Source organism: Microbulbifer sp. YPW1, from assembly GCF_013367775.1.
GTDB lineage: Bacteria > Pseudomonadota > Gammaproteobacteria > Pseudomonadales > Cellvibrionaceae > Microbulbifer.
Genome location: NZ_CP055157.1, coordinates 4426755 through 4451579 on the forward strand (window position 1 = coordinate 4426755; position 24825 = coordinate 4451579).

The 24825-nt window shown below is 57.9% G+C and carries 25 protein-coding genes; 3 read left to right on the top strand and 22 right to left on the bottom strand.

Annotated elements, in window-relative coordinates:
• Nucleotides 1–5: 5 nt before the first annotated feature.
• From HUW35_RS18045 to ffh, 7 genes are all read right to left on the bottom strand, one after another.
• Nucleotides 6–755, bottom strand: a complete 750-nt coding sequence (locus HUW35_RS18045) for a DsbC family protein (RefSeq protein WP_181253592.1) — start codon at nucleotides 753–755, stop codon at nucleotides 6–8.
• Between the two features lie 140 nt (nucleotides 756–895).
• Complete coding sequence (gene xerD / locus HUW35_RS18050) at nucleotides 896–1798, bottom strand: site-specific tyrosine recombinase XerD (protein ID WP_181255789.1); 903 nt, start codon at nucleotides 1796–1798, stop codon at nucleotides 896–898.
• 90 nt (nucleotides 1799–1888) lie between these two features.
• The gene (gene rplS / locus HUW35_RS18055) at nucleotides 1889–2239 is read right to left on the bottom strand and encodes a 50S ribosomal protein L19 (RefSeq protein WP_066965310.1); all 351 of its coding nucleotides are present in this window, start codon (nucleotides 2237–2239) and stop codon (nucleotides 1889–1891) included.
• 78 nt (nucleotides 2240–2317) lie between these two features.
• Nucleotides 2318–3085 carry a tRNA (guanosine(37)-N1)-methyltransferase TrmD gene (gene trmD, locus HUW35_RS18060; protein WP_181253593.1) on the bottom strand — a complete coding sequence of 256 codons (768 nt, stop codon included), beginning with the start codon at nucleotides 3083–3085 and terminating at the stop codon, nucleotides 2318–2320.
• Nucleotides 3085–3639: a ribosome maturation factor RimM gene (gene rimM / locus HUW35_RS18065; protein ID WP_255463378.1), complete on the bottom strand. Its 555-nt coding sequence runs from the start codon at nucleotides 3637–3639 to the stop codon at nucleotides 3085–3087. Before rimM ends, trmD begins: the two co-directional genes overlap by 1 nt.
• A 40-nt stretch (nucleotides 3640–3679) precedes the next feature.
• Nucleotides 3680–3919: a 30S ribosomal protein S16 gene (gene rpsP, locus HUW35_RS18070; protein ID WP_078084810.1), complete on the bottom strand. Its 240-nt coding sequence runs from the start codon at nucleotides 3917–3919 to the stop codon at nucleotides 3680–3682.
• 214 nt (nucleotides 3920–4133) lie between these two features.
• Nucleotides 4134–5561: a signal recognition particle protein gene (ffh, locus tag HUW35_RS18075; protein WP_181253595.1), complete on the bottom strand. Its 1428-nt coding sequence runs from the start codon at nucleotides 5559–5561 to the stop codon at nucleotides 4134–4136.
• Between the two features lie 130 nt (nucleotides 5562–5691).
• On the opposite strand from ffh, the gene HUW35_RS18080 reads away from it, so the two are divergent.
• Nucleotides 5692–6522 (top strand): inner membrane protein YpjD, encoded by an 831-nt coding sequence (locus HUW35_RS18080; protein WP_255463379.1) that lies wholly within the window; start codon nucleotides 5692–5694, stop codon nucleotides 6520–6522.
• A gap of 68 nt (nucleotides 6523–6590) precedes the next feature.
• A complete protein-coding gene (locus HUW35_RS18085) occupies nucleotides 6591–7862 on the top strand; it encodes an HlyC/CorC family transporter (RefSeq protein WP_181253596.1) in 1272 nt (423 codons plus the stop codon).
• 58 nt (nucleotides 7863–7920) lie between these two features.
• On the opposite strand, the gene rnhB is transcribed toward HUW35_RS18085, so the two are convergent.
• The 15 genes from rnhB to rpsB all read right to left on the bottom strand — a co-directional run bounded on the left by rnhB (nucleotide 7921) and on the right by rpsB (nucleotide 23436).
• Nucleotides 7921–8535 carry a ribonuclease HII gene (rnhB, locus tag HUW35_RS18090; protein WP_181253597.1) on the bottom strand — a complete coding sequence of 205 codons (615 nt, stop codon included), beginning with the start codon at nucleotides 8533–8535 and terminating at the stop codon, nucleotides 7921–7923.
• 21 nt (nucleotides 8536–8556) lie between these two features.
• The gene (gene lpxB / locus HUW35_RS18095; protein WP_181255791.1) at nucleotides 8557–9684 is read right to left on the bottom strand and encodes a lipid-A-disaccharide synthase; all 1128 of its coding nucleotides are present in this window, start codon (nucleotides 9682–9684) and stop codon (nucleotides 8557–8559) included.
• A gap of 39 nt (nucleotides 9685–9723) precedes the next feature.
• The gene (gene lpxA, locus HUW35_RS18100) at nucleotides 9724–10503 is read right to left on the bottom strand and encodes an acyl-ACP--UDP-N-acetylglucosamine O-acyltransferase (protein ID WP_181253598.1); all 780 of its coding nucleotides are present in this window, start codon (nucleotides 10501–10503) and stop codon (nucleotides 9724–9726) included.
• 174 nt (nucleotides 10504–10677) lie between these two features.
• Nucleotides 10678–11115 carry a 3-hydroxyacyl-ACP dehydratase FabZ gene (fabZ, locus tag HUW35_RS18105; RefSeq protein ID WP_078084816.1) on the bottom strand — a complete coding sequence of 146 codons (438 nt, stop codon included), beginning with the start codon at nucleotides 11113–11115 and terminating at the stop codon, nucleotides 10678–10680.
• Nucleotides 11116–11210: 95 nt separating this feature from the next.
• Nucleotides 11211–12308: a UDP-3-O-(3-hydroxymyristoyl)glucosamine N-acyltransferase gene (lpxD, locus tag HUW35_RS18110; RefSeq protein ID WP_181253599.1), complete on the bottom strand. Its 1098-nt coding sequence runs from the start codon at nucleotides 12306–12308 to the stop codon at nucleotides 11211–11213.
• 30 nt (nucleotides 12309–12338) lie between these two features.
• Nucleotides 12339–12854 (bottom strand): OmpH family outer membrane protein, encoded by a 516-nt coding sequence (locus HUW35_RS18115; RefSeq protein WP_078084818.1) that lies wholly within the window; start codon nucleotides 12852–12854, stop codon nucleotides 12339–12341.
• A 182-nt stretch (nucleotides 12855–13036) separates the two neighbouring features.
• Nucleotides 13037–15607: an outer membrane protein assembly factor BamA gene (bamA, locus tag HUW35_RS18120; RefSeq protein ID WP_181253600.1), complete on the bottom strand. Its 2571-nt coding sequence runs from the start codon at nucleotides 15605–15607 to the stop codon at nucleotides 13037–13039.
• A gap of 84 nt (nucleotides 15608–15691) precedes the next feature.
• A complete protein-coding gene (gene rseP / locus HUW35_RS18125) occupies nucleotides 15692–17050 on the bottom strand; it encodes an RIP metalloprotease RseP (protein ID WP_181253601.1) in 1359 nt (452 codons plus the stop codon).
• A 9-nt stretch (nucleotides 17051–17059) separates the two neighbouring features.
• Complete coding sequence (gene ispC / locus HUW35_RS18130) at nucleotides 17060–18292, bottom strand: 1-deoxy-D-xylulose-5-phosphate reductoisomerase (protein ID WP_181253602.1); 1233 nt, start codon at nucleotides 18290–18292, stop codon at nucleotides 17060–17062.
• 124 nt (nucleotides 18293–18416) lie between these two features.
• Nucleotides 18417–19262, bottom strand: coding sequence for a phosphatidate cytidylyltransferase (locus HUW35_RS18135; protein WP_181253603.1), 846 nt, complete (start codon nucleotides 19260–19262; stop codon nucleotides 18417–18419).
• An 87-nt stretch (nucleotides 19263–19349) separates the two neighbouring features.
• Complete coding sequence (gene uppS, locus HUW35_RS18140; RefSeq protein WP_181253604.1) at nucleotides 19350–20111, bottom strand: polyprenyl diphosphate synthase; 762 nt, start codon at nucleotides 20109–20111, stop codon at nucleotides 19350–19352.
• Nucleotides 20111–20668 carry a ribosome recycling factor gene (gene frr, locus HUW35_RS18145; protein WP_181253605.1) on the bottom strand — a complete coding sequence of 186 codons (558 nt, stop codon included), beginning with the start codon at nucleotides 20666–20668 and terminating at the stop codon, nucleotides 20111–20113. The genes uppS and frr overlap by 1 nt, the downstream gene beginning before the upstream one ends.
• Nucleotides 20665–21402, bottom strand: coding sequence for a UMP kinase (pyrH, locus tag HUW35_RS18150; RefSeq protein WP_078084825.1), 738 nt, complete (start codon nucleotides 21400–21402; stop codon nucleotides 20665–20667). The genes frr and pyrH overlap by 4 nt, the downstream gene beginning before the upstream one ends.
• 290 nt (nucleotides 21403–21692) lie before the next feature.
• Complete coding sequence (gene tsf, locus HUW35_RS18155; protein ID WP_181253606.1) at nucleotides 21693–22556, bottom strand: translation elongation factor Ts; 864 nt, start codon at nucleotides 22554–22556, stop codon at nucleotides 21693–21695.
• 133 nt (nucleotides 22557–22689) lie between these two features.
• Nucleotides 22690–23436 (bottom strand): 30S ribosomal protein S2, encoded by a 747-nt coding sequence (gene rpsB / locus HUW35_RS18160; protein ID WP_181253607.1) that lies wholly within the window; start codon nucleotides 23434–23436, stop codon nucleotides 22690–22692.
• 583 nt (nucleotides 23437–24019) lie between these two features.
• On the opposite strand from rpsB, the gene map reads away from it, so the two are divergent.
• Nucleotides 24020–24790 carry a type I methionyl aminopeptidase gene (gene map / locus HUW35_RS18165; protein WP_181253608.1) on the top strand — a complete coding sequence of 257 codons (771 nt, stop codon included), beginning with the start codon at nucleotides 24020–24022 and terminating at the stop codon, nucleotides 24788–24790.
• Nucleotides 24791–24825: the final 35 nt, after the last annotated feature.

Sequence of the window (24825 nt, forward strand, 5' to 3'; positions counted from 1 at the left end):
GGGCTTCAGATACCCAGCGCCTTGGCCAGGGTGTCCGGCGGCAGGTAGCCGGGCACCACGGTACCATCTTCCATCACAATCGTGGGCGTTCCGCGCACATCGATCACTTCGTTACCCATTTTGTACTGAGCCGCCACCGGATTGTTCTTGCAGACATCCAAGGGCACATTCTTGCGGTTCTTCAGGTCAGTGAGCGTCTGGTTGGGATCGTCAGCACACCACGCGGTGGCGATCTTGCGATAGCCCACGGAATTCAGGCCCGCGCGGGGAAAGGCCAGATAGCGCACTTCGATACCCATACGGTTCAGCTTGGGGACATCGTCGTGCAGCTTGCGGCAATAACCGCAGTCCACATCGGTGAACACGTAGATATGTGCCTTGGTTTCGCCCTTGGGGGAAAACACGATCATATCTTTCAGATCCTGCTCTCCCATCACCTCTGCACGGTGGCGACCGCGACGCTGCTCGGACAGGTTAACCACCTTCTGTGGCCCCAGCTCAAACAGGTCGCCGGCAATAAAGTGACCGCCATCTTTGGAGACGAACAGCACATTGCCGCCATTCACATCCACCTCGTACAGGCCGGGAACCGGGCTCTCACGCACATCCCCGAAATTCGCCTGCGGATTCCCCGCGGCAAGCTTGGCCTTGATCTGCTTGGCTGTGGCGGCGTCCACGTCCGCAACGGCAGCCTGCCCCAACAATAAAGATGCGGTGGCAACGAGCGCAGAGAGTGGCTTGGCAAGAAAGGTCATGATTCGGTTCGCTCCAGATTATTCGTCATTCTTCGACAGCGCTTGCGGTCGTGGGTTCAGCCCAGTATGGCACCTGTCTCTTGTATTCGAGCAGTTAGTGCGCGTTTTACTACATGCACGGCGCAATTACCACGCACCAATTACCCGCGGGGATGGTGTTCGCCGTGTAGAGCCTGCAATCTGGCCCGGGCCACCGCGGTATATATCTGTGTCGTGGACAGATCCGAGTGCCCCAGCAGCAGCTGGACAACCCTCAGGTCTGCGCCGTGATTCAACAGGTGTGTGGCAAAGGCGTGGCGCAGGGTATGCGGGGACAACGGCTTATCGATACCCGCAACCTTTGCCCAGTGCTTGATGCGGTACCAGAACGTCTGACGGGTCATGGCGGCCCCGCCGCGACCGGGAAAACAGGCGTCACTCTCCCCCATTGCCAGCAGCTGCGGACGGGCCGTGCCCAGGTATCTCTCCAGCCAGCGCTCAGCCGCGCGCCCCATGGGCACCAGTCGCTCCTTGCGCCCCTTGCCATACACGCGCACCACACCCTGACGCAGATTCAGTTGCGACAGGCTCAGCCCTACCAGCTCACTAACCCGCAGCCCGCAGGCGTAGAGCAACTCAAGCATGGCCCTGTCCCGCAGACCAATCGGGGTCTCGGTATCCGGGGCCTCCAGCAGCAGCTCAACATCGCCCTCCGAAAGCGATTTCGGCAACGGCTTGGGTATTTTGGGATTGTCCACTAGCGCCACCGGGTCATGCTCTATCATCCCCTGGCGCAGACAGTGACGGTAAAAGCTGCGCAGTGCGGCCAGCGCCCTGGCGCTGGAGCGCGCTGACTGCCCCGCCTCGTGACGACTGCCGAGATAGGTCAGGATATCCTCGCGAATGACCTGACCGAGGTCTTTGCCGACGCAGGTGCAGTACTCAGCAAATGCGTTCAGGTCGCGACCATAGGCCGCGCGAGTGTGCTCACTGACCCCGCGCTCGGCCCACAGCATATCGAGCCAGGCGGTAATCAGTCCTTGTGGATTGTGGAAGTTGCTCATCGCGCCATTAAAGCACAGGCCTCCCCGTGCGGTTTCTTCAGGCATAAAAAAACCGGAGACAAGCTCCGGTTTTTCGTGTCGCAGGAAAACTCAGCCGAGCTTTTCCTTGATGCGAGCTGCCTTACCAGTCAGGTTGCGCAAGTAGTACAACTTGGCCTGGCGAACGTCACCACGACGCTTCACAGCAATGCTATCTACCAGCGGGCTGTGGGTCTGGAAGGTACGCTCAACACCAACACCGTGAGAGATCTTGCGCACGGTGAAAGAGGAGTTCAGGCCGCGGTTACGCTTGCCAATCACAACGCCTTCAAACGCCTGCAGACGCTCGCGGTTACCTTCTTTTACCTTTACCTGAACGACAATGGTGTCGCCCGGGGCAAATTCAGGCAGTTCGGCTTTGAGCTGTTCAGTTTCCAGCTGCTGGATGATTTTGTTGGTCATTTGGAGTTCTCCAAAAGGGTTTTGTGTAGCCTCACGGCTAGATCACCGAATTACTCCCGCCTCCCGGCGAATTCGATATTAATTCTGTTGCTCCGGTGGCACTTCCTGCAGGAACTCATCCAGCAGTTGCGCCTGTTCCGGAGTGAGCGCCAGCTTTTCCAGGAGGTCTGGCCGGCGCTGCTGCGTGCGACCCAAGGCCTGCTTGAGTCGCCAGCGGCGTATCTTTTCATGGTTACCGGAAAGCAGAACCTCCGGCACCTTTTCGCCGCGAAAATCTTCCGGGCGAGTATAGTGCGGGCAATCAAGCAACCCCTGGGCGAAAGAGTCTTCCACTGCCGACAGGTCGTGCCCGAGGGCGCCGGGTATCAAACGCGTAACCGCGTCCACCAGCACCATGGCAGCGAGCTCGCCACCACTGAGCACGTAGTCGCCAATCGACCACTCTTCATCAATCAGGGCGTCAACCAGTCGCTCATCCACCCCTTCGTAGCGCCCGGCCAAAAGAACCAGGTTACCGCTGTGGGAAAGATGCTCGACTCCGGCCTGATCCAGCTGTCGCCCCTGGGGTGACAGATAAATCGACCGCGCGGGACCCGCCTCCTCTGCCCAGGCTCGCGCTTCGGAAAGCGCCTGGGACAACGGCTCAGCCAACATAACCATGCCGGGGCCACCGCCGTAAGGACGATCGTCCACAGTACGATGCCGGTCACTGGTGAAATCCCTGGGATTCCAGCAGCGCACTTCCAGCAGGCCGTCTTTGACCGCCCGCCCACTGATACCGTAGTCGGTCAGTGCGGAGAACATCTCCGGAAAGATGCTCACCAGGGCCACGCGCCTGGCCGCCATCAGAACTCGGGGTCCCAATCGACGGTAATCTGGCCCGCGTCGAGATCGACGCCCGTGATGAATTCACCGGGCAGATACGGAATTAGGCGCTCGCGCCCGTCGTCACCGCCCCGCACCACCATCACATCGTTGGCACCGGTTTCCATCAGTCGCACCACTTCGCCGAAGCGGTATTCACGACCTTCAAACTGGCTCACCACCTGCAGACCCTGCAACTGGTGCCAGTAGTACTCGCCATCTTCCAGCTGCGGCATTTCACTGCCGGCAACTGCAATATCTCTCTGGCAGAACTGCGCCGCGAGATCGCGGTCGTCCACACCCTTGATATGCACGATCAGGCCCTTGCCGTGGCGCTTGCCTTCTTCGATATCAAGAGATTGCCACTGCCCTTCACCCTGCGCCCCGGCGGCCTGAAGCCACAATCGGGAAAAATGCAGGATATTGTCCATTGGCTCGGTAAAGGAGTGCACCTTAACCCAGCCCCGGACGCCGTACACCGAAGTGATACGTCCGACTGTGACCAGTTCTTCGCGATTTACCGAATGCTCAGCCACAGCCATACCCCGGATACAGACAAATGGGCAAAATCAGGGATCAGGCAGATTCTTTCAGCAGCTTGCTGACGCGATCAGAAACCTGTGCGCCCTGGCCTACCCAGAATTCAACGCGCTCACGGTCGATGCGCAGACGCTCTTCCTGACCACGGGCTACCGGGTTGAAGAAGCCAACACGCTCAATGAAACGACCGTCGCGGGATTTGCGGCTGTCAGTCACAGTCAGGTGATAAAACGGGCGCTTCTTTGCACCGCCACGAGCCAAACGAATGGTTACCATGTAGCTATCCTGTAGTTTCAACACTCACCGGTCACACTTTATGACCGGCATATCCCGCCTCACGGCGGTATTTCAGACATTTGCCGAGACAAAAATCTGCTTTTAAATCAATGCCCAGCGGCCAAGGGCCAGCTGAAAGGCGGCGTATTCTAATGCACCCTTTACGGTTTGTATAGCAGCGAATAACACCGCCAGAATCGAGGGTGATTCCAGCTTACTTCTTGCGGAAACCCGGCGGCAGGCCGCCCGGCATTCCGCCCATACCACCTGGCCCGCCAAGACCTCCGGCGCCACCACCCATGCCGGGCAATCCGCCCAGCCCACGCATCATTTTGCCCATGCCGCCGCCTTTGAGCTTCTTCATCATCTTGCCCATCTGCTTGTGCTGCTTGAGCAGGCGGTTCAGATCCTGGATCTGAGTGCCGGAACCGGCGGTGATACGCCGCTTGCGGGAACCGTTCAGCAGGTCGGGGTTGCGGCGTTCGTCCGGAGTCATGGAGCTGATCAGTGCGTCCATGCGGCGGAATTCCTTACCCATATCCGCCTGCTGCGCGGCCTGGGCGAGACCACCCATACCGGGCATCTTGTCCATCAGGGCGCCAAGTCCGCCCATATTCTGCATCTGCTGCAATTGGTCGCGCAGGTCCTCAAGGTCAAAGCCCTTGCCCTTCTGCACTTTCTTGACCAGCTTTTCCGCTTTGGAGCGGTCAATATTCTGCTCGGCCTGCTCAATCAGCGAGAGGATATCGCCCATCCCCAGAATCCGGGAGGCGATACGGTCCGGGTGGAAGGTCTCCAGCGCATCGGTTTTTTCACCAACACCGATGAACTTGATCGGCTTGCCAGTCACATGGCGCACGGACAGGGCCGCACCGCCGCGGGCGTCACCGTCCGCCTTGGTCAGCACCACACCGGTCAATGGCAGCGCATCGTTGAAAGCACTGGCGGTATTGACCGCATCCTGACCGATCATTGCGTCGATCACGAACAGGGTCTCCGCGGGGTCCAGCACCTCGTGAAGCTCGCGAATCTCGTCCATCAGCTGGTCATCGATATGCAGGCGACCCGCGGTATCCACGATCAGCACGTCGGCGAACTGCTTGCGCGCTGCCTCTACCGCACCGCGCGCGATATCAACTGGCTTCTGATCCGGCTCGGAGGGGTGGAAGATCGCCCCGACCTCTCCCGCAAGGGTTTCGAGCTGCTTGATGGCCGCCGGACGATAGACGTCGGCACTCACCACCATGACCTTTTTCTTTTCCCGCTCCTGCAGGTACTTGGAAAGCTTGGCGACACTGGTGGTCTTACCCGCACCCTGCAGGCCAGCCATCAGGATGACTGCCGGCGGCTTTACGGCCAGGTTCAACGGCGTGGCCGCCTCCCCCATGACCTTGACCAGCTCGTCCTGGACGATCTTGACGAACTGCTGGCCCGGGTTCAGCGCCTTGCTGACCTTCTGGCCAACAGCCGCAGTGCGCACCTGCTGTACAAAGGCTTTTACCACCGGCAGCGCCACATCCGCTTCCAGCAGAGCCTTGCGCACTTCGCGCAGGGTGTCGCGGATATTGTCATCCGTCAGGCGAGCCTTACCTGTGACTTTTTTCAGTGCCGACGACAGACGGTCGCTCAGGTTATCGAACATATCACCTTCTCAAATCGTAAATGCCGTAGTGGCCCGGCCTACCGCCGGTACCCCAAAAACGCGGCAGTATAGCTCAGGCGGGCTTTCCAGCACAGGCGCGCTGTGACACACTGCCTGCCCGGAACACATAATGAACCAGCAAGACGGATTTACCCTAATGGCGGCATTCGCCCACTGGATGGCAATTGCACTCTATATAGCCACTACAGTAGTAGCGGCTGCCACCCTGTCTCGCCAATCCCAGTCCCGCAGACACACCCTGCTGCTCGGGCTGTTCGCCGGCGCCGTGGTGGCCCACGCCATCTCCCTGAAATTCACCCTGCTGGCTGACAACGGCTTCCGCTTTGACCTGCTGGCGATGCTGTCGCTGATCACCTGGTCTGTCGCCCTGCTTCTACTGTGCCTCTCCCTGCGTCACCAGCTCACACTGCTGATACTCGCAATTGCGCCACTAGCAGCCCTCAGTGAGCTCGCTGCGGTACACGCGTGGGGTACTGCTATACCGCGCTCGCAGATTTCACCGGGGATTGCGGCCCACGCGCTGCTTTCCATCTCGGCCTATGCACTGCTTACCCTAGCGACCCTGCAGGCAATCTACCTGTACTGGCTCAACCAGCAATTGCACAACCACCGCCCCGCCGGTATGAGCCGGATGCTGCCGCCACTGCAAACCATGGAAAGCCTGCTGTTTGGCCTGATCGCGTTCGGACAGCTGTTACTGACCGCATCCCTGATAACCGGCGCCCTGTTCGTGGATGACCTCTTCGCTCAGCACCTGGTTCACAAAACCGCACTGTCGATTTTTGCTTGGATCCTGTACAGCATTTTGCTGTGGGGACACTGGAAAAATGGCTGGCGCGGCAACACCGCGGTACGCTGGACACTCTCCGCATTTGCCGTTCTGTTGCTGGCATTTTTCGGCAGCAAACTGGCATTGGAAGTCATTTTTTCCGGCGGCTGAGCCGCCTGACTTGCGGCATGCGCCGTTCTGATCCAATATCGCCCTGATTCAACAGAAAGAGCTCCCCCTTGAACGACCTGCCGCCCGGCCTGTTATTTGCACTGATAGGCCTGCTGATTGTTATTTCCGCTTTCTTTTCCAGCTCCGAAACCAGCATGATGGCGCTGAATCGCTATCGCCTGCGTCATCAAGCGAAAAGTGGACACCGCGGCGCCAAAAGGGCCATGGAGCTGCTCGCACGCCCGGACAAACTGATCGGGGTCATTCTGATCGGCAACAACCTGGTCAATATCCTCGCCTCGGTGATCGCGGGCGCAGTATTTACCAAACTCTATGGCGAGGCTGGAGTCTGGTACGCCACCGCTGCGCTAACCGTAGTCGTGCTAGTCTTCGCCGAGGTCACACCGAAAACCATCGCCGCCCTGCATCCGGAAAAGATCGCGTTTCCCGCCAGCCTGTTGCTGCGCCCACTTCTCTTCTTACTTTCACCTTTCGTGTGGCTTGTGGGCAGTGTGTCCAACGCCCTCGCCCGCCTGGTGGGCGTGGAAGCGGGCAAGGAGTCGGAGGCGGAACACTTGGCTCCGGAAGAGCTGCGGTCGGTCGTGTTCGAGTCCGGCGCACTGCTGCCGACCAAGCACAAAGGCATGCTGCTTAACGTGCTGGACCTCGACCAGGCCACCGTGGAAGACATCATGATCCCGCGCAACGAGGTGATCGGTGTGGACCTGGATAATTCCGCAGAAGCTATCCTGCAGCAACTGGCCGAGAGCAGTTTTACCCGCCTCCCGGTTTACCGCGGAGACATCAACCAGGTAGTCGGCATACTGCACCTCCGACGGGCGGCCCAGATACTGCGCGACGGACCGGAAGACCTTACCGCGGAGACGCTCAAATCTCACCTCAATGAGCCCTACTTCGTACCCGAGGCAACCCCGCTACCCACGCTGCTGATGAATTTCCAGCAGAAAAAGCGTCGCATGGGACTGGTGGTGGACGAGTACGGTGAGGTGATGGGGATTGTTACCCTGGAAGACCTGCTGGAAGAAATCGTGGGCGATTTTACCGCAAGCCCGGTACCCAGCGATGATGAAGAAATCGTAAAGCAGGAAGACGACTGGTACCTGGTAGACGGCGGTACGTCCATCCGCGAGATGAACCGCACCCTGCACTGGCACCTGCCCACTGACGGCCCCAAAACATTTAACGGACTGATCATGGAACACCTCGAGAGTATCCCGGAGGGCAACATCAGCCTCTACATTCAGGACTACTTGATCGAGATTGTAGAGGTGTCAGACAAGATGATTACCAGCGCGCGCATCAAAAAAGCCGGCGGTTAAAGAATAAGCATAAGGGAATTACGGAACACCTAATCCTGCGGGCCCAGGCCCGCGGGACTCAGATCAGCTCCAGCTGACGCCGCACCGGCGCGAAGCTTTTCCTGTGCACCGGAGACGCACCCAGCCGGGCCAGAGCTTCCATATGCACTTTGGTGGGATAACCCTTGTGGCCTGCCAGGCCGTAGCCGGGATACTGCTGATCCAGCGCCACCATCTCCCTATCCCGGGTCACTTTTGCCAGGATCGACGCGGCTGCAATCGAAGCAACCCTATCGTCCCCCTTGACCACCGTATCGCACTCGTAGTGCCACTGCGGCTTGCGGTTGCCATCTACCAGCACGTATTCGGGCTGCACCGACAACTGCTCTACCGCCCGCTTCATGGCCAACATACTGGCATGGAGAATATTGAGCTGATCAATTTCCGCGACCGTGGCGCGGGCAACGGCAAAAGCCAGCGCCTTTTCGCGGATCTCATCAAACAGCGCCTCGCGCTTTTTCTCGGACAACTTCTTGGAGTCTGCCAGCCCCATCACCGGGTTCTTTGGGTCCAGGATAACCGCTGCCGCCACCACATCGCCGGCGAGCGGGCCCCGCCCTACCTCATCGACACCCGCCAGAAGATGACCGGTGTAACTGCAGACATAGGGAGGTAAGGAGGCTTTGGCTTTCATGATGGCTGGATTCTTTAGGCATTATTGCTTGATGAGATTGCACACCGCGTCGGCGGCTTTTTCGGACGCATCGCGTCGCAGCTCCTGGTGCATTTCGCTGAAGGTTCTGCGCAGCTGATCACCGAGTAACGGGTCGTCAAAATAATTCAGCACAGCCGCACCCAGAGCCTCCGGGGTCGCATCGTCCTGAAGAATTTCAGGCACCAGCTCGCGCTGTGCCAGTAAGTTGGGCAGGGACACCCAGGGCGTGTGCAACATCCGGGAAAAAATGGCGTAAGACAGGCTCGCCATCTTGTACGCCACCACCATGGGCTTGTTCATCAGCATGGTTTCCAGGGTGGCGGTACCCGATGCGATCAGCACGGCATCTGCAGCCGCCAGCGCCTGCTGGGACTGCCCATCAAGAATCGTCAGCGGCAACTCCTCCGCCCCCGGGAGATCGGCAACCTGCTGCTGCAGCTGCGCCTTGCGCTCCGCACTGGCAGCAGGCAACACGAACCGGAGATTGCGACGTCGCTGGTAACACCATTGCGCGGCCTGCAGAAAAAGCGGCCCCAGTAAACGCACTTCGCCCCCTCGGCTACCTGGCAGCAGAGCCACCACCTGATCGTCTTCCGCAAACCCGAGAGCTCGCCTTGCCGCCTGAACATCGACTTCCAGTGGAATTTCATCTGCCAGCGGATGGCCCACGAACGTCACGGGGACATTGTGCTCCCGGTAAAACTCCGCCTCAAAAGGCAGCAGGGTCAACATATGGTCGACCGCCCGCGCAATTTTCTTGATCCGCCCCTGACGCCAGGCCCACACCGATGGGCTGACGTAATGCATGGTGGGAATTCCAGCAGATCGCAATGCCTCTTCGAGGCCCAGATTAAAATCGGGAGAATCAATGCCGACAAACAGGTCCGGGGGATTGACGAGAAAGTGCTGGCGCAGCGAACGGCGGATTTTCAGAAGCTCAGGGAGGCGCTTGAGCGGCTCCACCAGCCCCATAACCGACAATCGCTCCATGGGAAACAGAGATTCGGCACCGAGGGCTTGCATACGCGGCCCCGCGATACCCACCACTTCTACCCGGCGGAAACGCTTTTGCAGCGCTCCTATCAGGCCCGCGCCGAGAATATCCCCCGACGCCTCACCGGCGAGCATACCGATACGCAACACTTCTCGCTCAGACACGCAGTTACCTCAGCGAACGATGCCGCGGGTGGAGTTTTCCAGGGAATCGATCCACGGCTGGATGACCGCTGACTCCTGCCGGAGGTTGGCGAGGGATTCCAGCGCTTCGTCGGTAGTCAAACCGCGGCGATAGACGATTTTGTAAGCTTTGTTGATCAGGGCAATCTCTTCCCTGCTGAAGCCCCTGCGGCGCAATCCTTCCGCGTTGATGGTTTTTGCCTCGGCCGGATTGCCAGCCACCATCACATAAGCGGGAACATCCTTGCCGATACCCGCGCCCATACCGGTAAAGGCATGCTCGCCAATAGTGCAGTACTGATGTACCAGGGTGTAACCGCTGAGGATTGCCCAATCGCGCACAAATACATGACCGGCCAGGGCCACGTTGTTGACCAGAATCGTATGATTGCCGATAACGCTATCGTGACCGATATGCGCATAAGCCATCAGCAGATTGTCATTGCCGATGGTGGTCTCGCCGCGATCCTGTACAGTGCCACGATGGATGGTGACACCTTCGCGAATAACGTTGTTGTCACCGATTACCAGAGTGGTGGCCTCGCCCTGGTATTTCTTGTCCGGGGTATCCTGCCCTACCGTGGCAAACTGATAGATGTGGTTATTTTTTCCCAGCGTGGTAGGCCCACTGAGAACGACGTGGGAGGCGATTTCACAGCCATCACCGATTTCCACGTCCGGCCCAATGACACTGTAAGGGCCTATCTTCACGCCCTCACCGATTTTCGCCGAATTGTCGACGATGGCGGTCGGGTGAATACTGGTCTGCATTCTGTGGTCTTCTCCTCACCGGCTCAGTTCAGCCTGCACCGGCCTGCAGGCCAGAAAGCCCCGCAACCGGCAACGCAGACAACTTTGCTACTTTACCCACGAACGGCGAATATAAAAAACAATTTGGTCACAATGAGCCGTGCCCATTGCAACCAGACAGAGTTTGCGGCGGAATCAGATCTTTTTAACGGCGCAAAGAATGTCCGCTGACGCCGCCAGCTCTCCATCGACACTGGCCTTCCCGGCAAACTTCCAGATACCGCGGCGCTCGGAAACCACCTCGGATTCCAGCTGCAGGCGATCTCCCGGCACTACCTGGCGCTTGAAGCGCACATTGTCGATACCCGCAAACAGATAAAGGTAACCGTCTTCAGGTTTCTGCCCGAGGGTTTTGAAACCCAAAATCCCGGAAACCTGCGCCAGGGCCTCAACGATCATGACCCCCGGGAAAATCGGCACTTCTGGAAAGTGCCCATTAAACACCTCTTCATTAATCGAGATATTTTTGTAGCCCTTGATCAACTTGCCCTCTTCCAGCTCGACGACACGGTCCACCAGAAGAAAAGGATAGCGGTGCGGCAGGTATTGACGAATTTCCTGTACGTCCATCATGACGATTTGTCCCCAGAAACCACTTCGGGGCGCCAAACGCCCCGAATTTACGGATAAATATCTATTTAACAACCAAGTCCAGCAACAAACCGACCTTAGTCCACTCCACCTTTCGGTGTGCTGGCTGAAACGTCTTCCCGAGAAGCCTTTTCTGTTACAGCCTCTTGCAGCGATTTTTCAACGCCAGTGAGGCGGCGCGCCATCTGGTCAAGCTGCCCAAAACGCACCGCGTTACGGCGCCAGGAACGACTATCGGAGAATGGTATACCGCTGGAATAAGAGCCAGCTTCCTCGATGGACTTGGTGACGAGGGTACGCGCAGTGACGTGTGTACGGTCGGCAATGGTCACATGGCCAACAATTCCCACGCCGCCGGCGATCGTGCAGTGCTTGCCTATGATTGCACTGCCGGCAACCGCCGAGCATGCAGCCATGGCTGAGTAGTCACCAATCTGCACATTGTGCGCGATTTGCACCATATTGTCGATCTTGACCCCACGGCCGATCTGCGTATTGCCAAGGGCGCCACGATCAATACAGGTATTTGCACCGATCTCTACTTCATCGGCAATCTCTACCCCGCCAAGCTGGTGGATCTTGGTCCACTTGCCGTCACTGGGGGCAAACCCGAAACCGTCGGCACCAATCACGGTATTGCTGTGAACCGTACAGTCGGCGCCGATAGCGCAACCGTGATAGATCACCACACCGGGAAACAGGCGAGTGCGTGGGCCAATGGTACTTCCCTCACCAATCACGCAACCGGGCGCAATCACCGAGCCCTCCGCGACACAGACATGCGCCTCGATTACCGCACCGGCCCCCACATACACACTGGGATGCACCTGCGCGGTGGCATCCACCCGTGCGGTAGGGTCAACACCGGCAGTATAGCTGGGGGTAGTATCGTAGATGGCCGTCGCCCGTGCGAAAGCGTGATAGGGATTGGGAACAATCAGTGCCGAAACAGGACAGGACTCCGCCTGTTCTTCTGTCACCAGCACCGCACAGGCGCGGGTTCCGGCCAGAAAGCGGCGATAGTTGGCGCTGGCCAGAAAACTGACCTGGCTCGCATTGGCATCTTGCAGGGTATTCAGCCCGGTGGGAACCAGGTCTGCACTGGCCCCTGCCGCCAGGCGCAATTCTGCGCCCAGCTTTTCAGCCAACAGCGCCAGTGTTGGCTGCTCGCTCATGTTAAAGCTCCAAACGCTAGCTGAAACGGCTTATTTTGCCGCGTTCAGGCGCTTCACCAACTCTTCAGTAAGGTTGGCATTGGTACCGGCGTAAACCGCAGCGGTTGCATCCAGAACCAGGTCCAGTTTGCGCTCTTTGATCAGCTCTTCCAGAACGGCCTTGGCTTTCGGCAGCTGGTCCTTCTGCAGGTCCTGAACCGCCTGACCTTCCATCGCGCGCAGTTTTTTAACCGCAGTTTCAAAATCGGAGCGCTTGAAGTTCATCTTGCGCTGGTGCTCAGCCTTTTTCTCTTCAGACCAGGTAACACCGTTTTTCTGAGCGTCTTCGGCCATTTTTTGCACTTCGGAGCGAATGCTCTCCGCACTGTTCTGCAGCTGCGAGTACTCTGAGCTGGTTTTCAGGGCATTGATTTTGGACGAGGCTTTTTCAGTGCTCATGATCGCAGCCTGAATATTCACCACCGCGACTTTGGTTTGCGCTACCGCGGCACCGGTGAACAACAGGCCCGCCAGCAGAATTGCACTTGCTTTTACAAATTTGAACACGTTAATTCTCCGTATCTCTGTCCATTTCCCGCACTAACCAGAGTGCGGATTATTATCAGTTTTTCTACCCGCTTCCCGGGGCTGCAACCCTATCGAGAATTGGCGCTAGTTTCCATGGGTTTGTCCCGCCCGGTTGAGCAATTTGCCCAACCGGTAGGATTAACAGGGACTAAACCCGTGCATTAGAAGCTATTACCCAGTGAGAACTGGAACACTTCAATTTCATCATCCTCATTCTGCTCCAGCGCCTTGGAAAGACTGAATGTCAGTGGGCCGAAACCAGTAATCCAGGTCAGGCCTACGCCCGCTGAAACGTTGAGGTATTTCGCGTCAATATCGTAACAGTTGAGCTGAGTTACGCCACAGTTGGAGCTGAATACGTTACCCGCATCGATAAAAAACGCAGACTGCATTGAGCGCTGGTCTTTCACAAAGGGAATCGGGAAGATGACTTCCGCGCTGCCTTCGACCAGGATATTGCCACCAAAAGGATCCGGTCTGCGACCGGTTGACTGGGTCGCCAGCTCATCGGTTGCGGTGTTCAGCAGATAACAGCGTTTGCTCACGTTGCCCTCGGCGTCCACCGCACATGCCTCACTCAGGTAAGATTCGGCAGGGGTTGAGCGCGGCCCCAGGGAATTCCGCTCAAATCCACGCACGGAGCCGAAACCGCCGCCGTAGAAGTTCTCAAAAAACGGCAGCTGACCGGTATCACCATACCCTTCCGCATAACCGAGACGCGTGCGCAGACGCAGGGTCAGATCCTTGGTAAGAGGACGGAAATACTGGGCGGTATAAATAAACTTGTAGTATTCGAGGTCACCACCGGGAAGGGCTATTTCCATGGAGGCGCGCTGGGAAGCACCCCGGGTCGCGAGAATCCCGCGGTTCAGAGTGGAACGCGCATAAGATGTGGTCAGGGACCAGGAATCGAACTCGTCTCCGTAGAGATCCACAAAACCATTGAAGTCCGTATTCAGCAGGCCCGGCTCTACGGGCATACTCAGATCCAGAGCAACACCATCTTCAACGGCCACACCGAGCTCATCCAGTACCGCCTGACGATCGCTAAGATCGATTTGGCCGGTCACGTTACTCAACGGACGCGGTGACGCCACGATCTCCTGAACAGAATTGCCGTGGGTGCTCAACTCCAGGTGGTTAAACCCGACGTTCAGACCTACACGGGAAATTTCAGAAATCGGGTAACCAAAGCTTAGGCCTGCACCATAGGTGGTGGTGTTATAGCTGGAGAGGTTGATCTCGGAATAATCCCGCTCCTGATAGAACACATTGAAACCGCGGCTGACCCCATCAGGCGTGAAATACGGATCGGTATAGGAGAAGTTCACCACCGACTGGTATCTGGAGGTATTCACCGCAAAACCAACGGATTTACCGGTACCAAGCCAGTTGTTTTCCTGAACATTGGCACCCAGCACCAGGCCACTGCCCTGCGCGTAACCCACAGTACCGCCGATGGTACCGGATGGCTGCTCCTCTACGGTGTACTCCACGTCGATCTGGTCGGAAGTACCGGGAACCTCGGTGGTTTCCACCTGAACTTCCTTGAAGTAACCCAGGCGCTCGAGACGAACCTTGGACTGTTCGATGCGGGCAGAGGACGCCGAAGCGGATTCCATCTGGCGCATTTCGCGGCGCAGAACATCGTCGGAGGTACGCGTGTTGCCACGGAAATTGATCCGACGCACATAGGCCCGCTTACCCGGATCGATAAAGAAGGTCACCTTTACGGTTTTGTCATCTTGATTCGCTTCCGGCATGCCGTTGACTTCGGCAAAGGTATAACCCTCGTTACCAAGGCGCTTGGTAATGTAATCGGAAGTAGTGGTCATCAGCACCTGAGAGAAGGTTTGCCCTTTGCGCACCAGCAACAGGCGACGAATTTCCTTCTCGGAAACCACTGGATCGCCGGCGAGCTCCACATCGGAAACCGTGTACACATCGCCCTCGGTGATGTTCACGGTGATGAATACACTCTGCTTGTCCGGGCTCAATGACACCTGAGTGGAATCGATTTTGAATTCCAGGTAACCCCGGTCGAGATAGTAGGACTCGAGTCGCTCCAGGTCGCCGGTCAGCTTTTCCCGGGAGTACTTGTCATCACTGTTCAGCCAGGACAGCCAGCCGGTGGTCTGGAGTTCGAAAATCTCCCCCAGCTCGTCATCGGAAAAAGCGCTATTGCCGACAATGTTGATGTGCTTGATGGCGGCAACGGAGCCTTCATCCACCACAACCTTCAGTTCAACCTGGTTGCGCGGCAGCTCTTTGACCTCGGTTTTTACACTGGCGCCGTAGCGGCCCTGCGCGACGTACTGGCGCTGCAGTTCCTGAGCGAGCCCCTCGAGGGTCGCGCGCTTGAAGATCTGGCCTTCCGCAAGACCGTTGTCATTCATGCCCTTGAGCAGGTCTTCGGTCTTGATCGCCTTGTTACCGGTGATTTCGATCTTTGAAATCGCCGGTCGCTCCCGCACGGTAATGACCAGCACGCCACTTTCGCGACCGATCTGGATATCCTGAAAGTATCCGGTACGGAACAGTGCGCGGGTTGCGCTCTGGATATCCAGGCTTTCGATCTGGTCACCCACCCGTACAGGCAGTGCAGCAAAGACCGAACCCGCAGAAACCCGCTGCAGGCCCTCAACGCGAATATCGTTGACCACAAACGACTGGGCATAGGCAGCAACTGGCAGTGCCAGGCCAAGCGAAGCCGCTTTCAGGAAATTCTTCATCTACTAATTCCGAGTTGTTATTCGCAATTCCAGCCGGGCCAGATTGCCCGTTCTTATTCCACCCCACCTACCGGGGGCAGAACCCTAAAGACGCAGGATGTCGTTGTACAACGCTAGCGCCATGATGCCGAGCACCATTGCCATACCCACCTGCAGCCCAATCATCTGTACCCTCTCCGATACCGGAGAGCCTTTAACGGCCTCAATACCGTAGTAAAGGAGATGCCCACCATCGAGAACCGGGATAGGCAGCAGGTTCAACACGCCGAGACTGATACTCAGCAGCGCCAACAGTGACAGAAAAGACTGCCAACCTGCATCCGCCGAAGTGCCGGCCACTTTAGCAATGGTGATTGGGCCGCTCAAGTTACGGGTAGAGAGCTGCCCGAACAGCAGCTTCTTCAGGCTTTCGAGAGTAAAGACCGTCTTGCCCCAGGTTTCCTCAAGTCCTTTGTTCAGCGCACCGAGCACGCTGTAGTGATAGCGGCGCACCTTGTCTTCCGGCCAGGATGCCGCCACCGGCAGCACACCTATGCGCCCAATGGTCTCGCCACTGTCGAGCTTCACTGCATCGGGGGTAATCGACACCCGCTGCTCCGCACCGTCACGTATTACAGCCACTTCCACCGGCTGCTCCGGGTGCGCCTTGATATAGTCCGTCCACGCCTCCCAGGTATCGAAACTGCGCCCGTCGCTGCCGACCACTTCATCGCCCGCCTGCAGACCGCCGCGCTCGGCGGGGGTATCGGGGTTTACCCGGGCGAGTTTCATGCTCACCGAGGGTATCCAGAGCTTAACCCCAATCTCTTCCAGCGGATCCGGCACTTCGCGCCCCGCCAGCCAGCGCTCGATATCTGCATACATGTGGTACTCGAGCGGGGAGTCCGGGTAGCGCACCGAGAACTTGATATCCCCGGAGTCACCGAGTCGGTTGGCCAGCTGCCAGTTGAGCGCCTGCCACGTCGGCGTGGGCTGGTCGTCGATGGCAAGGATTTCCTGGCCGGATTCAAGACCCGCCACAGCCGCCAGGCTGCCCGGCTCTACAGAATCCACGATCGGTACCGGCCCGGAGGTTCCACCAAGGAAAACACCCCAGAACAGAACAATCGCCAGCAGAAAGTTGGCAACGGGGCCCGCGGCGGCAATGGCCATCCGCTTCCAGACACTTTTGCGGTTAAACGCCTGGTCCAACTCTTCTGGCGCCACTGTGCCTTCGCGCTCATCAAGCATCTTGACGTAGCCGCCGAGCGGGATGGCTGCAATGGTGAACTCCGTCCCGTGACGGTCGTAACGGGACACCAGACGGCGGCCGAAACCGACCGAAAAGCGCAGTACCTTGACCCCACACCAGCGCGCCACAATAAAGTGGCCAAACTCGTGAAAGCTCACCAGCACACCGAGGGCAATCAGGGCCCAGACTGCAGTCTGTAAAAAATCTAGCATGGGGTCAGTTTACATTGATCTCGATTGCGGGCACGGCATGCCCTTGTGGGTGCCGTACAGCTCTTCCAACACTTCGCAGGCCCGCTCGCGAGCGATCCGGTCAGCGAGTTCGACTGCATCCAGGCCTGTCAGTTCAACCACAGGGGTGGTTTTCATGACCTTTTCAATCACTCGGGCAATCCCCGTGAAGGGCAAAGCGCCCCCGAGAAAGGCGTCGACGGCGATCTCATTGGCAGCATTCAGCACCGTGGGTGCACTTCCCCCCGCCTCCATCGCTTCCCGCGCCAGTCGCAGACAGGGAAAACGCGCCTCGTCCGGCGCTTCAAAGTCGAGACGCCCCTGAGCAATCAGGTCCAGGGCCGAAACCCCGCTGTCGATACGCTCCGGGAATGCCAGTGCATGGGCAATTGGGGTACGCATATCCGGGTTGCCCATCTGCGACAGCAGAGAGCCGTCGCGATACTGCACCATGGAATGGACGATACTCTGGGGATGCACCACCACCTGAATATCCGCCGGGGTGGCGTGAAAAAGATAGCAGGCCTCGATAAATTCGAGCCCCTTGTTCATCATTGTCGCGGAATCTACGGAGATTTTGCGCCCCATAGACCAGTTGGGGTGGTTGCATGCCTCATCCGGCGTGACACTGTCCAGCGCTTCGAGCGCGGTAGTGCGGAAAGGCCCACCGGAACCGGTGAGCAGGATACGCTCGACGCCCGCCTGTTGCAGGTTTTCATACGGGTACGGCAGGCATTGGAAAATGGCATTGTGCTCGCTGTCGATGGGCAGTAGCTGGGCGTCACTTTCCTCCAGCGCAGCCATAAACAGCGGCCCCGCCATCACAAGGGATTCCTTGTTCGCCAGCAGCACTTTTTTCCCGGCACGCACGGCGGCGAGGGTCGGCTGTAGCCCGGCAGCGCCCACGATGGCGGCCATTACCACAGCCACTTCGGCATCGGACGCCACCCGGCACAGGGCATCCACGCCCCATAGCACCTCGGTGGGCACATCTTGGTTGCGTAACGCCAGCTGCAACTGCTGCGCTTTCTGCTCCTCCAGAACCACCGCATAGCGCGGCGCGTACTTCCGGCACTGCTGCGCCAGCTCTTCTACACGGTCACGCGCGGTAAGAGCGAACACCGAATACTTGTCCGGGTGGCGCGCAAGCACATCCAGCGTGCTGACGCCAATGGAACCGGTGGACCCGAGTACACAAACGGGTTGTGGGATGGTGGAATGCATGGAAACGAACTACCTCAGCGCCCCACGCACGAATCCAGGAGATCCGGTCGCGGGGCCAATTTTCGTCGACGGTGCAGTGGCGGGGACAATCACAAACAAAATATGCGCTACGCCTGAATACTGGTTACAGATACTTTGGCAGCTCGCTGGCAAGTGCCGCCATGGTAAATACCGGCAGCGCTGCAGTGAGACTGTCGAGCCGATCAAGAATACCGCCGTGCCCCGGCAGGATACGACTGCTGTCCTTGATACCGCGATGACGCTTGAACATGCTTTCGACCAGGTCGCCGATCACCGACGCCAGCGCGGTTACCAGCACGCCAAAAGTAAACAATATGGTGTTCTTGGTCGGCAGATCGAAGGCAAAGGAAACTGCCAGCGCCAGCACCAGACAGGCCGCCAGCCCCCCGAAGAAGCCCTCCCAGGATTTACCAGGGCTCACCTCGCGTGCCAACTTGTGCTTGCCAAATTTGCGGCCCACGAAATAGGCGCCCACATCGGCAGCAACCACAACGGCCACCACGAACAGTACCAGCCAGGCACCGTGATCCTGTCCCTGCAGAATGACCACAGACAGCCAAGCCGGCACCAGCACCACAAGGCCAATCAGGCCACGGGCCCAGCGATTGCCCCACAGCATGGCGCTGGCCGGGTATCCCTGCACCCACAAAAATGCCAGCGCCCACCAACCGCAGGCTACTGCCAGAATCTGGCGGGCGCGATCGGTATCAGGGCTGGAGAAATCAAAATCGAAAACGTAGCGCGCAGTAGCAACCAGTGCCGCCCCCAGCGCTGCCAGGAATACAAACCGCAAGGCGCGGTTCAGGTTAGAGAGATTGGCCCACTCCCAGCCGCCGAGCACGATGACCGCGCCAATAGCGAGGGAGAACCACTGCAGAGGTACCCAGAAGAGCAACCCGAGGAAAAAAGCGACCAACACCAGCGCGGTAATTATTCGTTGTTTTAGCACCGTTAAACCCTTGATCTATTTATTCTGGTGGCTGGCTGAGCACGGCACCCAGTCATCCAGCGCACATTCCAGTTTCTTGCCTTGGCCTCAGGCGTGCGCTTCCAGGCCACCGTCACTCCGGCCACCGTAGCGGCGGTCCCGCCGCCGGTAGGCATCCAGAGCACTATCCAGCTCCTCGACTCCGAAATCAGGCCACAGTGTTTCAGTGAAATAGAACTCACTGTACGCAGCCTGCCAGAGGATGAAGTTACTGATTCGCTGTTCGCCGCTGGAGCGGATCAAAAGATCCACCGGCGGCAAATCCGCCAGCTGCACACGCTCTCCCAGTGCCGCATCGTCAATCGACTCGGGGGAACGCTCACCACGGGCAACCTCTTCCGCCAGCGAACGGGCGGCTTGCGCGATATCCCATTGACCACCGTAATCTGCAGCGATTACCAGGGTGCCATTACTGCCCTCACGGGTCAGCGCTTCAGCCTCGGCAATCGCCCGCTGCAGACGAGGTGAAAACCGGTCGCGGCGCCCTATCACCCGCAATTGCACACCCTGCTCCTGCATTTTGCGCGCCTCGCGGCGCAGATAGGAGTGGAACAGGGTCATCAGCAGCTCTACCTCTTTGGGTGGACGCTGCCAATTCTCGCTGGAAAAGGCAAACAGCGTGAGCACCTCGATATGGCGCTCCTGGCAGGCTTCGATCAGATCGCGAATCCGCTCGACGCCCGCCTTATGTCCGGCGGATGGGGACAACCCCCTGCGGGCCGCCCAACGGCCATTGCCATCCATGATGATGGCGACGTGCCGCGGCCCCAACTGTTCGTGCGCTGCCACACCGGTACCGCCTGTAGACATCAGATTTCCATCAGGTCTTTTTCTTTCGCTGCCAGCGCCTTCTCAACCTCAGCAACGTATTTGTCGGTCAACTTCTGGATTTCATCCGCTGCGCGACGCTCATCGTCTTCGGAGATTTCCTTGTCCTTGACCAGTGCCTTCACTTCCGCCAGCGCGTCGCGACGGTTGTTGCGAATGGATACCCGCGCGCTTTCCGCTTCGCCCTTGGCCTGCTTGATGAAGTTCTTACGGGTTTCCTCGGTGAGCATCGGCATGGGGATGCGGATCACGGCACCAGCAGTGCTCGGGTTGAGGCCGAGGTCAGACTTCATGATGGCCTTTTCAATATCGGGTACCAGATTCTTCTCCCAGGGCGTCACTGACAGGGTACGCGCATCTTCTACGGTGACATTAGCCACCTGGGACAGCGGGGTGTCAGAACCGTAGTAGGACACCTGGATGCCATCGAGAATACTGGGGTGCGCACGGCCGGTACGAATCTTGTTGAAGTTGCCACCCAGGGCCTCCAGGGCTTTTTTCATGCGCCCTTCTGCTTCTTTCTTGATATCTTCAATCACTGATTCACGTCCTCTTCAATAAGTGTGCCCTCTTCACCGCCGACAACGATATTCAGCAGTGCGCCGGTTTTATCCATGCGGAATACCCGCACTGGCATATTGTGTTCGCGGCAGAGGCAAATTGCAGTTAAATCCATAACCCCGAGCTTTTTGTCGAGCACCGCATCGTAAGTGAGGCGGTCGTAACGGGTGGCATCGGGCACCAGTACCGGGTCGGCGGAGTACACACCGTCAACCTTGGTGGCCTTGAGTACCATTTCCGCTTCTATTTCGATACCGCGCAGGCAGGCTGCGGAGTCGGTAGTGAAAAACGGATTGCCGGTACCGGCGGCGAAAATCAGAACCTCACCCCGCTCGAGATAGCGGATGGCCGCGCGGCGGTCGTAGTGATCCACGATCCCACTCATCTGGATCGCCGACATCACGCGGGATGAAATATTCGAACGCTCCAGCGCGTCACGCAGAGCGAGGGCATTCATTACTGTGGCCAGCATTCCCATGTGGTCGCCAGTCACCCGGTCGAGACCGGCCGCATTCAGGGCCGCGCCGCGAAACAGGTTGCCACCTCCGACAACCAGGCCGACCTGAACACCAATCCCGACCAATTGGCCAATTTCCAGTGCCATCTTGTCCAGCACTTTGGGGCTGATACCAAACCCCTGCTCGCCCATCAGCTCTTCTCCGCTGAGCTTTAACAGGATTCGCTTGTACTTGCGGTCTTTAATACCTGGCATCCATTGTTCCTCAACTGTCACGGGCTAAATTCTGTGTTGAGACGCAACCGACATTCCGTCGAGCGCCCGCCGAACATTACAACAAATTCGGCGCTTTACCTATGGCCCACCCTTTCGGCAGCCCCTCAAACTCTATATTGGGCCTCACAGAGCACCCAATCGCTCAAATTCTGAACACAAATTGCGGTGGGCCAGATACCACAACGGGGCGCCCCGGCAGTATTCTGATGAACACACCGGGAGCACCCCGCTGGCGCCAGCGGCACTATGGCCGCCGGCAATCTCAGGCATCAAGAGCTGGATTTTACCTGTGCAGCCACTTCTGCTGCGAAATCCACTTCTTCCTTTTCGATACCTTCACCGACTTCGAAACGCACGAAGCTCACCACGTCCGCACCGGCATCTTTAACCAGCTTGCCAATGGTAACGTCCGGGTTCTTAACGAAAGGCTGTTCCACCAGGCTGTTTTCCTTGAGGAACTTCTTGATACGGCCGCCCATCATCTTCTCGACGATTTCGGCAGGCTTGCCTTCCATATCCGGCTGCGCCTTGATGATTTCCTTCTCTTTCTCCAGCACTTCTTCCGGCATATCTTCCGGCTTCACAACCTGCGGGTTAACCGCGGTTACGTGCATGGCCACATCGCGTGCCACTTCAACTTCGCCACCGCTCAGGGCAACAATCGCTGCGATACGGTTGTTGGAGTGTACGTAGGCACCAACTTTGGGCGCTTCAACTACCTGGATGCGACGTACGCCGATGTTTTCACCGATCTTCTGAACCAGTGCTTCACGGGCATCTTCCAGCTCACCCGCCATCAGGGCAGCAACATCTTCCTGACGGTCGGCAAATGCCTTGTCGACAACCTTGGCAACAAACGCCTGGAAGTTGTCATCGCGCGCCACAAAGTCAGTCTCGGAGTTCACTTCTACCAGAACACCGTAGCTGCCGTCCTCGGCAACTTTAGCGGCAACAACGCCGTCAGCTGCGGTACGGCCTGCTTTCTTGGCCGCTTTCAGGCCGGAGGCCTTACGCAGATCTTCAATCGCTTTTTCGATATCACCATCGGCCTCGGTCAGTGCTTTTTTGCACTCCATCATCGGCAGGCCGGTACGCTCGCGCAGTTCTTTTACCATTGACGCGGTAATCGCCATGATTCAATCCTCGGGTTCAGATTCAAATTCTTTGATGGATTTGAAAAAAAGGGGCCGGATAAGTGGCCCCTTTTCCCTGCAGCGTAACCCATTCGTGTTACACCGCCAGTAGCCTGCGGCTAGGATTCCGTGATCAGGAATCAGCTGCAGCCTGATCGTCGTTCGCTTCTACGTATTCGCTCTGAGCAGCGCCACCGGCTTCGGCAGCACCAGCTACTACAGCGTCAGCCACTGCAGTGGTGTACAGCTTGATAGCGCGAATCGCGTCATCGTTGCCGGGGATTACGTAGTCAACACCTTCCGGGCTGCTGTTGGTATCAACGATACCGATTACCGGGATACCCAGCTTGTTCGCTTCCTGGATGGCGATGCGCTCGTGTTCAACGTCGATCACGAACAGCGCGTCGGGCAGGCCGCCCATGTCCTTGATACCACCGATGGAGCGCTCAAGCTTCTCCATGGTACGGGTGCGCATCAGGGCTTCTTTCTTGGTCAGCTTCTCGAAGGTACCGTCCTGAGACTGGGCTTCGAGATCGCGGTAACGCTTGATGGAAGCGCGGATGGTTTTGTAGTTGGTGAGCATACCACCCAGCCAGCGGTTGCTGACGTAAGGCTGACCTGCACGCTCGGCCTGTTCCTTGATGGACTTCTGCGCAGCGCGCTTGGTACCAACAAACAGAACTTTCTTCTTCTGCGCAGCCATGCCTTTGATGATTTGCAGGGCTTCGTTGAAGGCCGGAACAGTGTGCTCCAGGTTGATGATATGAATCTTGTTGCGGGCACCAAAGATGAATTGACCCATCTTGGGGTTCCAGTAGCGAGTCTGGTGACCAAAGTGGACACCAGCCTGCAGCATATCGCGCATGCTGACTTGCGGCATAATAAACCTCAGTTATCACATGGAATCGGCGAGCCTTAATAATGTCGACCGATTCCCGGGTTACATCCTCCATACCCCCCATTCACCAATCCCCACCATCATAAATATGACCATGAAGACACCCAGGCGAATGTGCCGGTAGTATGTGCGGCGTTTGTTCAGAGCAAAGGGAAAACCCCGCCCCGTTGATTGATTTCACCCTGGGCACTGCCCAAAGCGGCGCGCTTTATACCATATTCCCCGGGGCGCTGGAAGTGTGGCGACTGCCAAAATACGCCTGCTACCACCCCTGTAACGCCTACCGCCACTTCACCACCACCAGCCACCTCACGCGCCTGAACCACAAACAGCGCAACAGAACCCGATACACTACTTCGAATCCGCAGACTCGTAGGACTATAACGTCCCAACAGCGGCTTGGCGCCCGGAGAAGCACACAGAGGTCTACCGCGTTAACGGTGCGGTGCCCGTAGTAATGCTGAGGCGCGGCAATTCCGCTACAATATCGCGCCGCACAGGGCCGCCGACGCAATTGGCGCGCACCAAATGTGCCCACAAATGCTCAGAATTTCCGGGAAAATCCATGACCAACGCAGTAAAGACTCCTGAACAGATTGCCAAAATGCGCACTGCCGGCCGCCTGGCTGCAGAGGTGCTGGAAATGATCGGCGAGTATGTGGTCCCCGGGGTCACGACCGAGGAGCTCGACAGACGCTGTCACGAGTACATCGTTGATGTGCAGAAGGCCATCCCCGCCTGCCTCGGCTATCGCGGCTTCCCCAAATCCATTTGCACCTCGGTCAACGAGGTGATCTGCCACGGCATTCCCTCCGAATCCAAGGTGCTGAAGAAAGGCGACATCATCAATATCGACGTTACAGTCATCAAAGATGGCTGGTACGGCGACACCTCCAAGATGTACTTCGTCGGCAAACCCGCTGCCCATGCGGAACGCCTGGTCAAAGTCACCCAGGAGTGCCTGTACAAGGCGATCGAGATCGTCCGCCCAGGTACCACCCTCGGGGATATCGGCCACGTGATCCAGCAACACGCGGAAAAGAACTACTACTCCGTGGTCAAGGATTTTTGCGGCCACGGCATCGGCGACGTGTTTCACGAGGACCCCCAGATTCTGCACTACGGCAAGCCGGGTACCGGGCAGGTGCTGGAAGAAGGCATGACCTTTACCATCGAGCCCATGATCAACGCCGGCAAACCCGGCAGCAAGGTACTGCGGGACGGCTGGACCGCCGTCACCGTCGACCGCCGTCTGTCCGCCCAGTGGGAACACACCATGGCCGTGACTGCGGATGGTGTCGAAATCCTGACCGCGCGCAAGGAAGAGTCGTTTTAAGTCGAGCCTGGACAAAGCGCTTTACCCCCAGACTC

What these genes read in the sequence shown, in the direction of transcription:
- HUW35_RS18080 (WP_255463379.1), top strand. Translation starts at nt 5,692, where the DNA reads ATGAACCAGCAAGACGGATTTACCCTAATGGCGGCATTCGCCCACTGG.
- lpxD (WP_181253599.1), bottom strand. Translation starts at nt 12,308, where the DNA reads ATGAGCGAGCAGCCAACACTGGCGCTGTTGGCTGAAAAGCTGGGCGCA.
- tsf (WP_181253606.1), bottom strand. Translation starts at nt 22,556, where the DNA reads ATGGCGATTACCGCGTCAATGGTAAAAGAACTGCGCGAGCGTACCGGC.
- rpsP (WP_078084810.1), bottom strand. Translation starts at nt 3,919, where the DNA reads ATGGTAACCATTCGTTTGGCTCGTGGCGGTGCAAAGAAGCGCCCGTTT.
- ispC (WP_181253602.1), bottom strand. Translation starts at nt 18,292, where the DNA reads ATGCATTCCACCATCCCACAACCCGTTTGTGTACTCGGGTCCACCGGT.
- rnhB (WP_181253597.1), bottom strand. Translation starts at nt 8,535, where the DNA reads ATGAAAGCCAAAGCCTCCTTACCTCCCTATGTCTGCAGTTACACCGGT.
- pyrH (WP_078084825.1), bottom strand. Translation starts at nt 21,402, where the DNA reads ATGCCAGGTATTAAAGACCGCAAGTACAAGCGAATCCTGTTAAAGCTC.
- fabZ (WP_078084816.1), bottom strand. Translation starts at nt 11,115, where the DNA reads ATGATGGACGTACAGGAAATTCGTCAATACCTGCCGCACCGCTATCCT.
- rpsB (WP_181253607.1), bottom strand. Translation starts at nt 23,436, where the DNA reads ATGCCGCAAGTCAGCATGCGCGATATGCTGCAGGCTGGTGTCCACTTT.
- rseP (WP_181253601.1), bottom strand. Translation starts at nt 17,050, where the DNA reads ATGCTAGATTTTTTACAGACTGCAGTCTGGGCCCTGATTGCCCTCGGT.
- ffh (WP_181253595.1), bottom strand. Translation starts at nt 5,561, where the DNA reads ATGTTCGATAACCTGAGCGACCGTCTGTCGTCGGCACTGAAAAAAGTC.
- xerD (WP_181255789.1), bottom strand. Translation starts at nt 1,798, where the DNA reads ATGAGCAACTTCCACAATCCACAAGGACTGATTACCGCCTGGCTCGAT.
- HUW35_RS18045 (WP_181253592.1), bottom strand. Translation starts at nt 755, where the DNA reads ATGACCTTTCTTGCCAAGCCACTCTCTGCGCTCGTTGCCACCGCATCT.
- rplS (WP_066965310.1), bottom strand. Translation starts at nt 2,239, where the DNA reads ATGACCAACAAAATCATCCAGCAGCTGGAAACTGAACAGCTCAAAGCC.
- lpxB (WP_181255791.1), bottom strand. Translation starts at nt 9,684, where the DNA reads ATGCTCGCCGGTGAGGCGTCGGGGGATATTCTCGGCGCGGGCCTGATA.
- lpxA (WP_181253598.1), bottom strand. Translation starts at nt 10,503, where the DNA reads ATGCAGACCAGTATTCACCCGACCGCCATCGTCGACAATTCGGCGAAA.
- trmD (WP_181253593.1), bottom strand. Translation starts at nt 3,085, where the DNA reads ATGGCGGCCAGGCGCGTGGCCCTGGTGAGCATCTTTCCGGAGATGTTC.
- bamA (WP_181253600.1), bottom strand. Translation starts at nt 15,607, where the DNA reads ATGAAGAATTTCCTGAAAGCGGCTTCGCTTGGCCTGGCACTGCCAGTT.
- map (WP_181253608.1), top strand. Translation starts at nt 24,020, where the DNA reads ATGACCAACGCAGTAAAGACTCCTGAACAGATTGCCAAAATGCGCACT.
- uppS (WP_181253604.1), bottom strand. Translation starts at nt 20,111, where the DNA reads ATGTCTACAGGCGGTACCGGTGTGGCAGCGCACGAACAGTTGGGGCCG.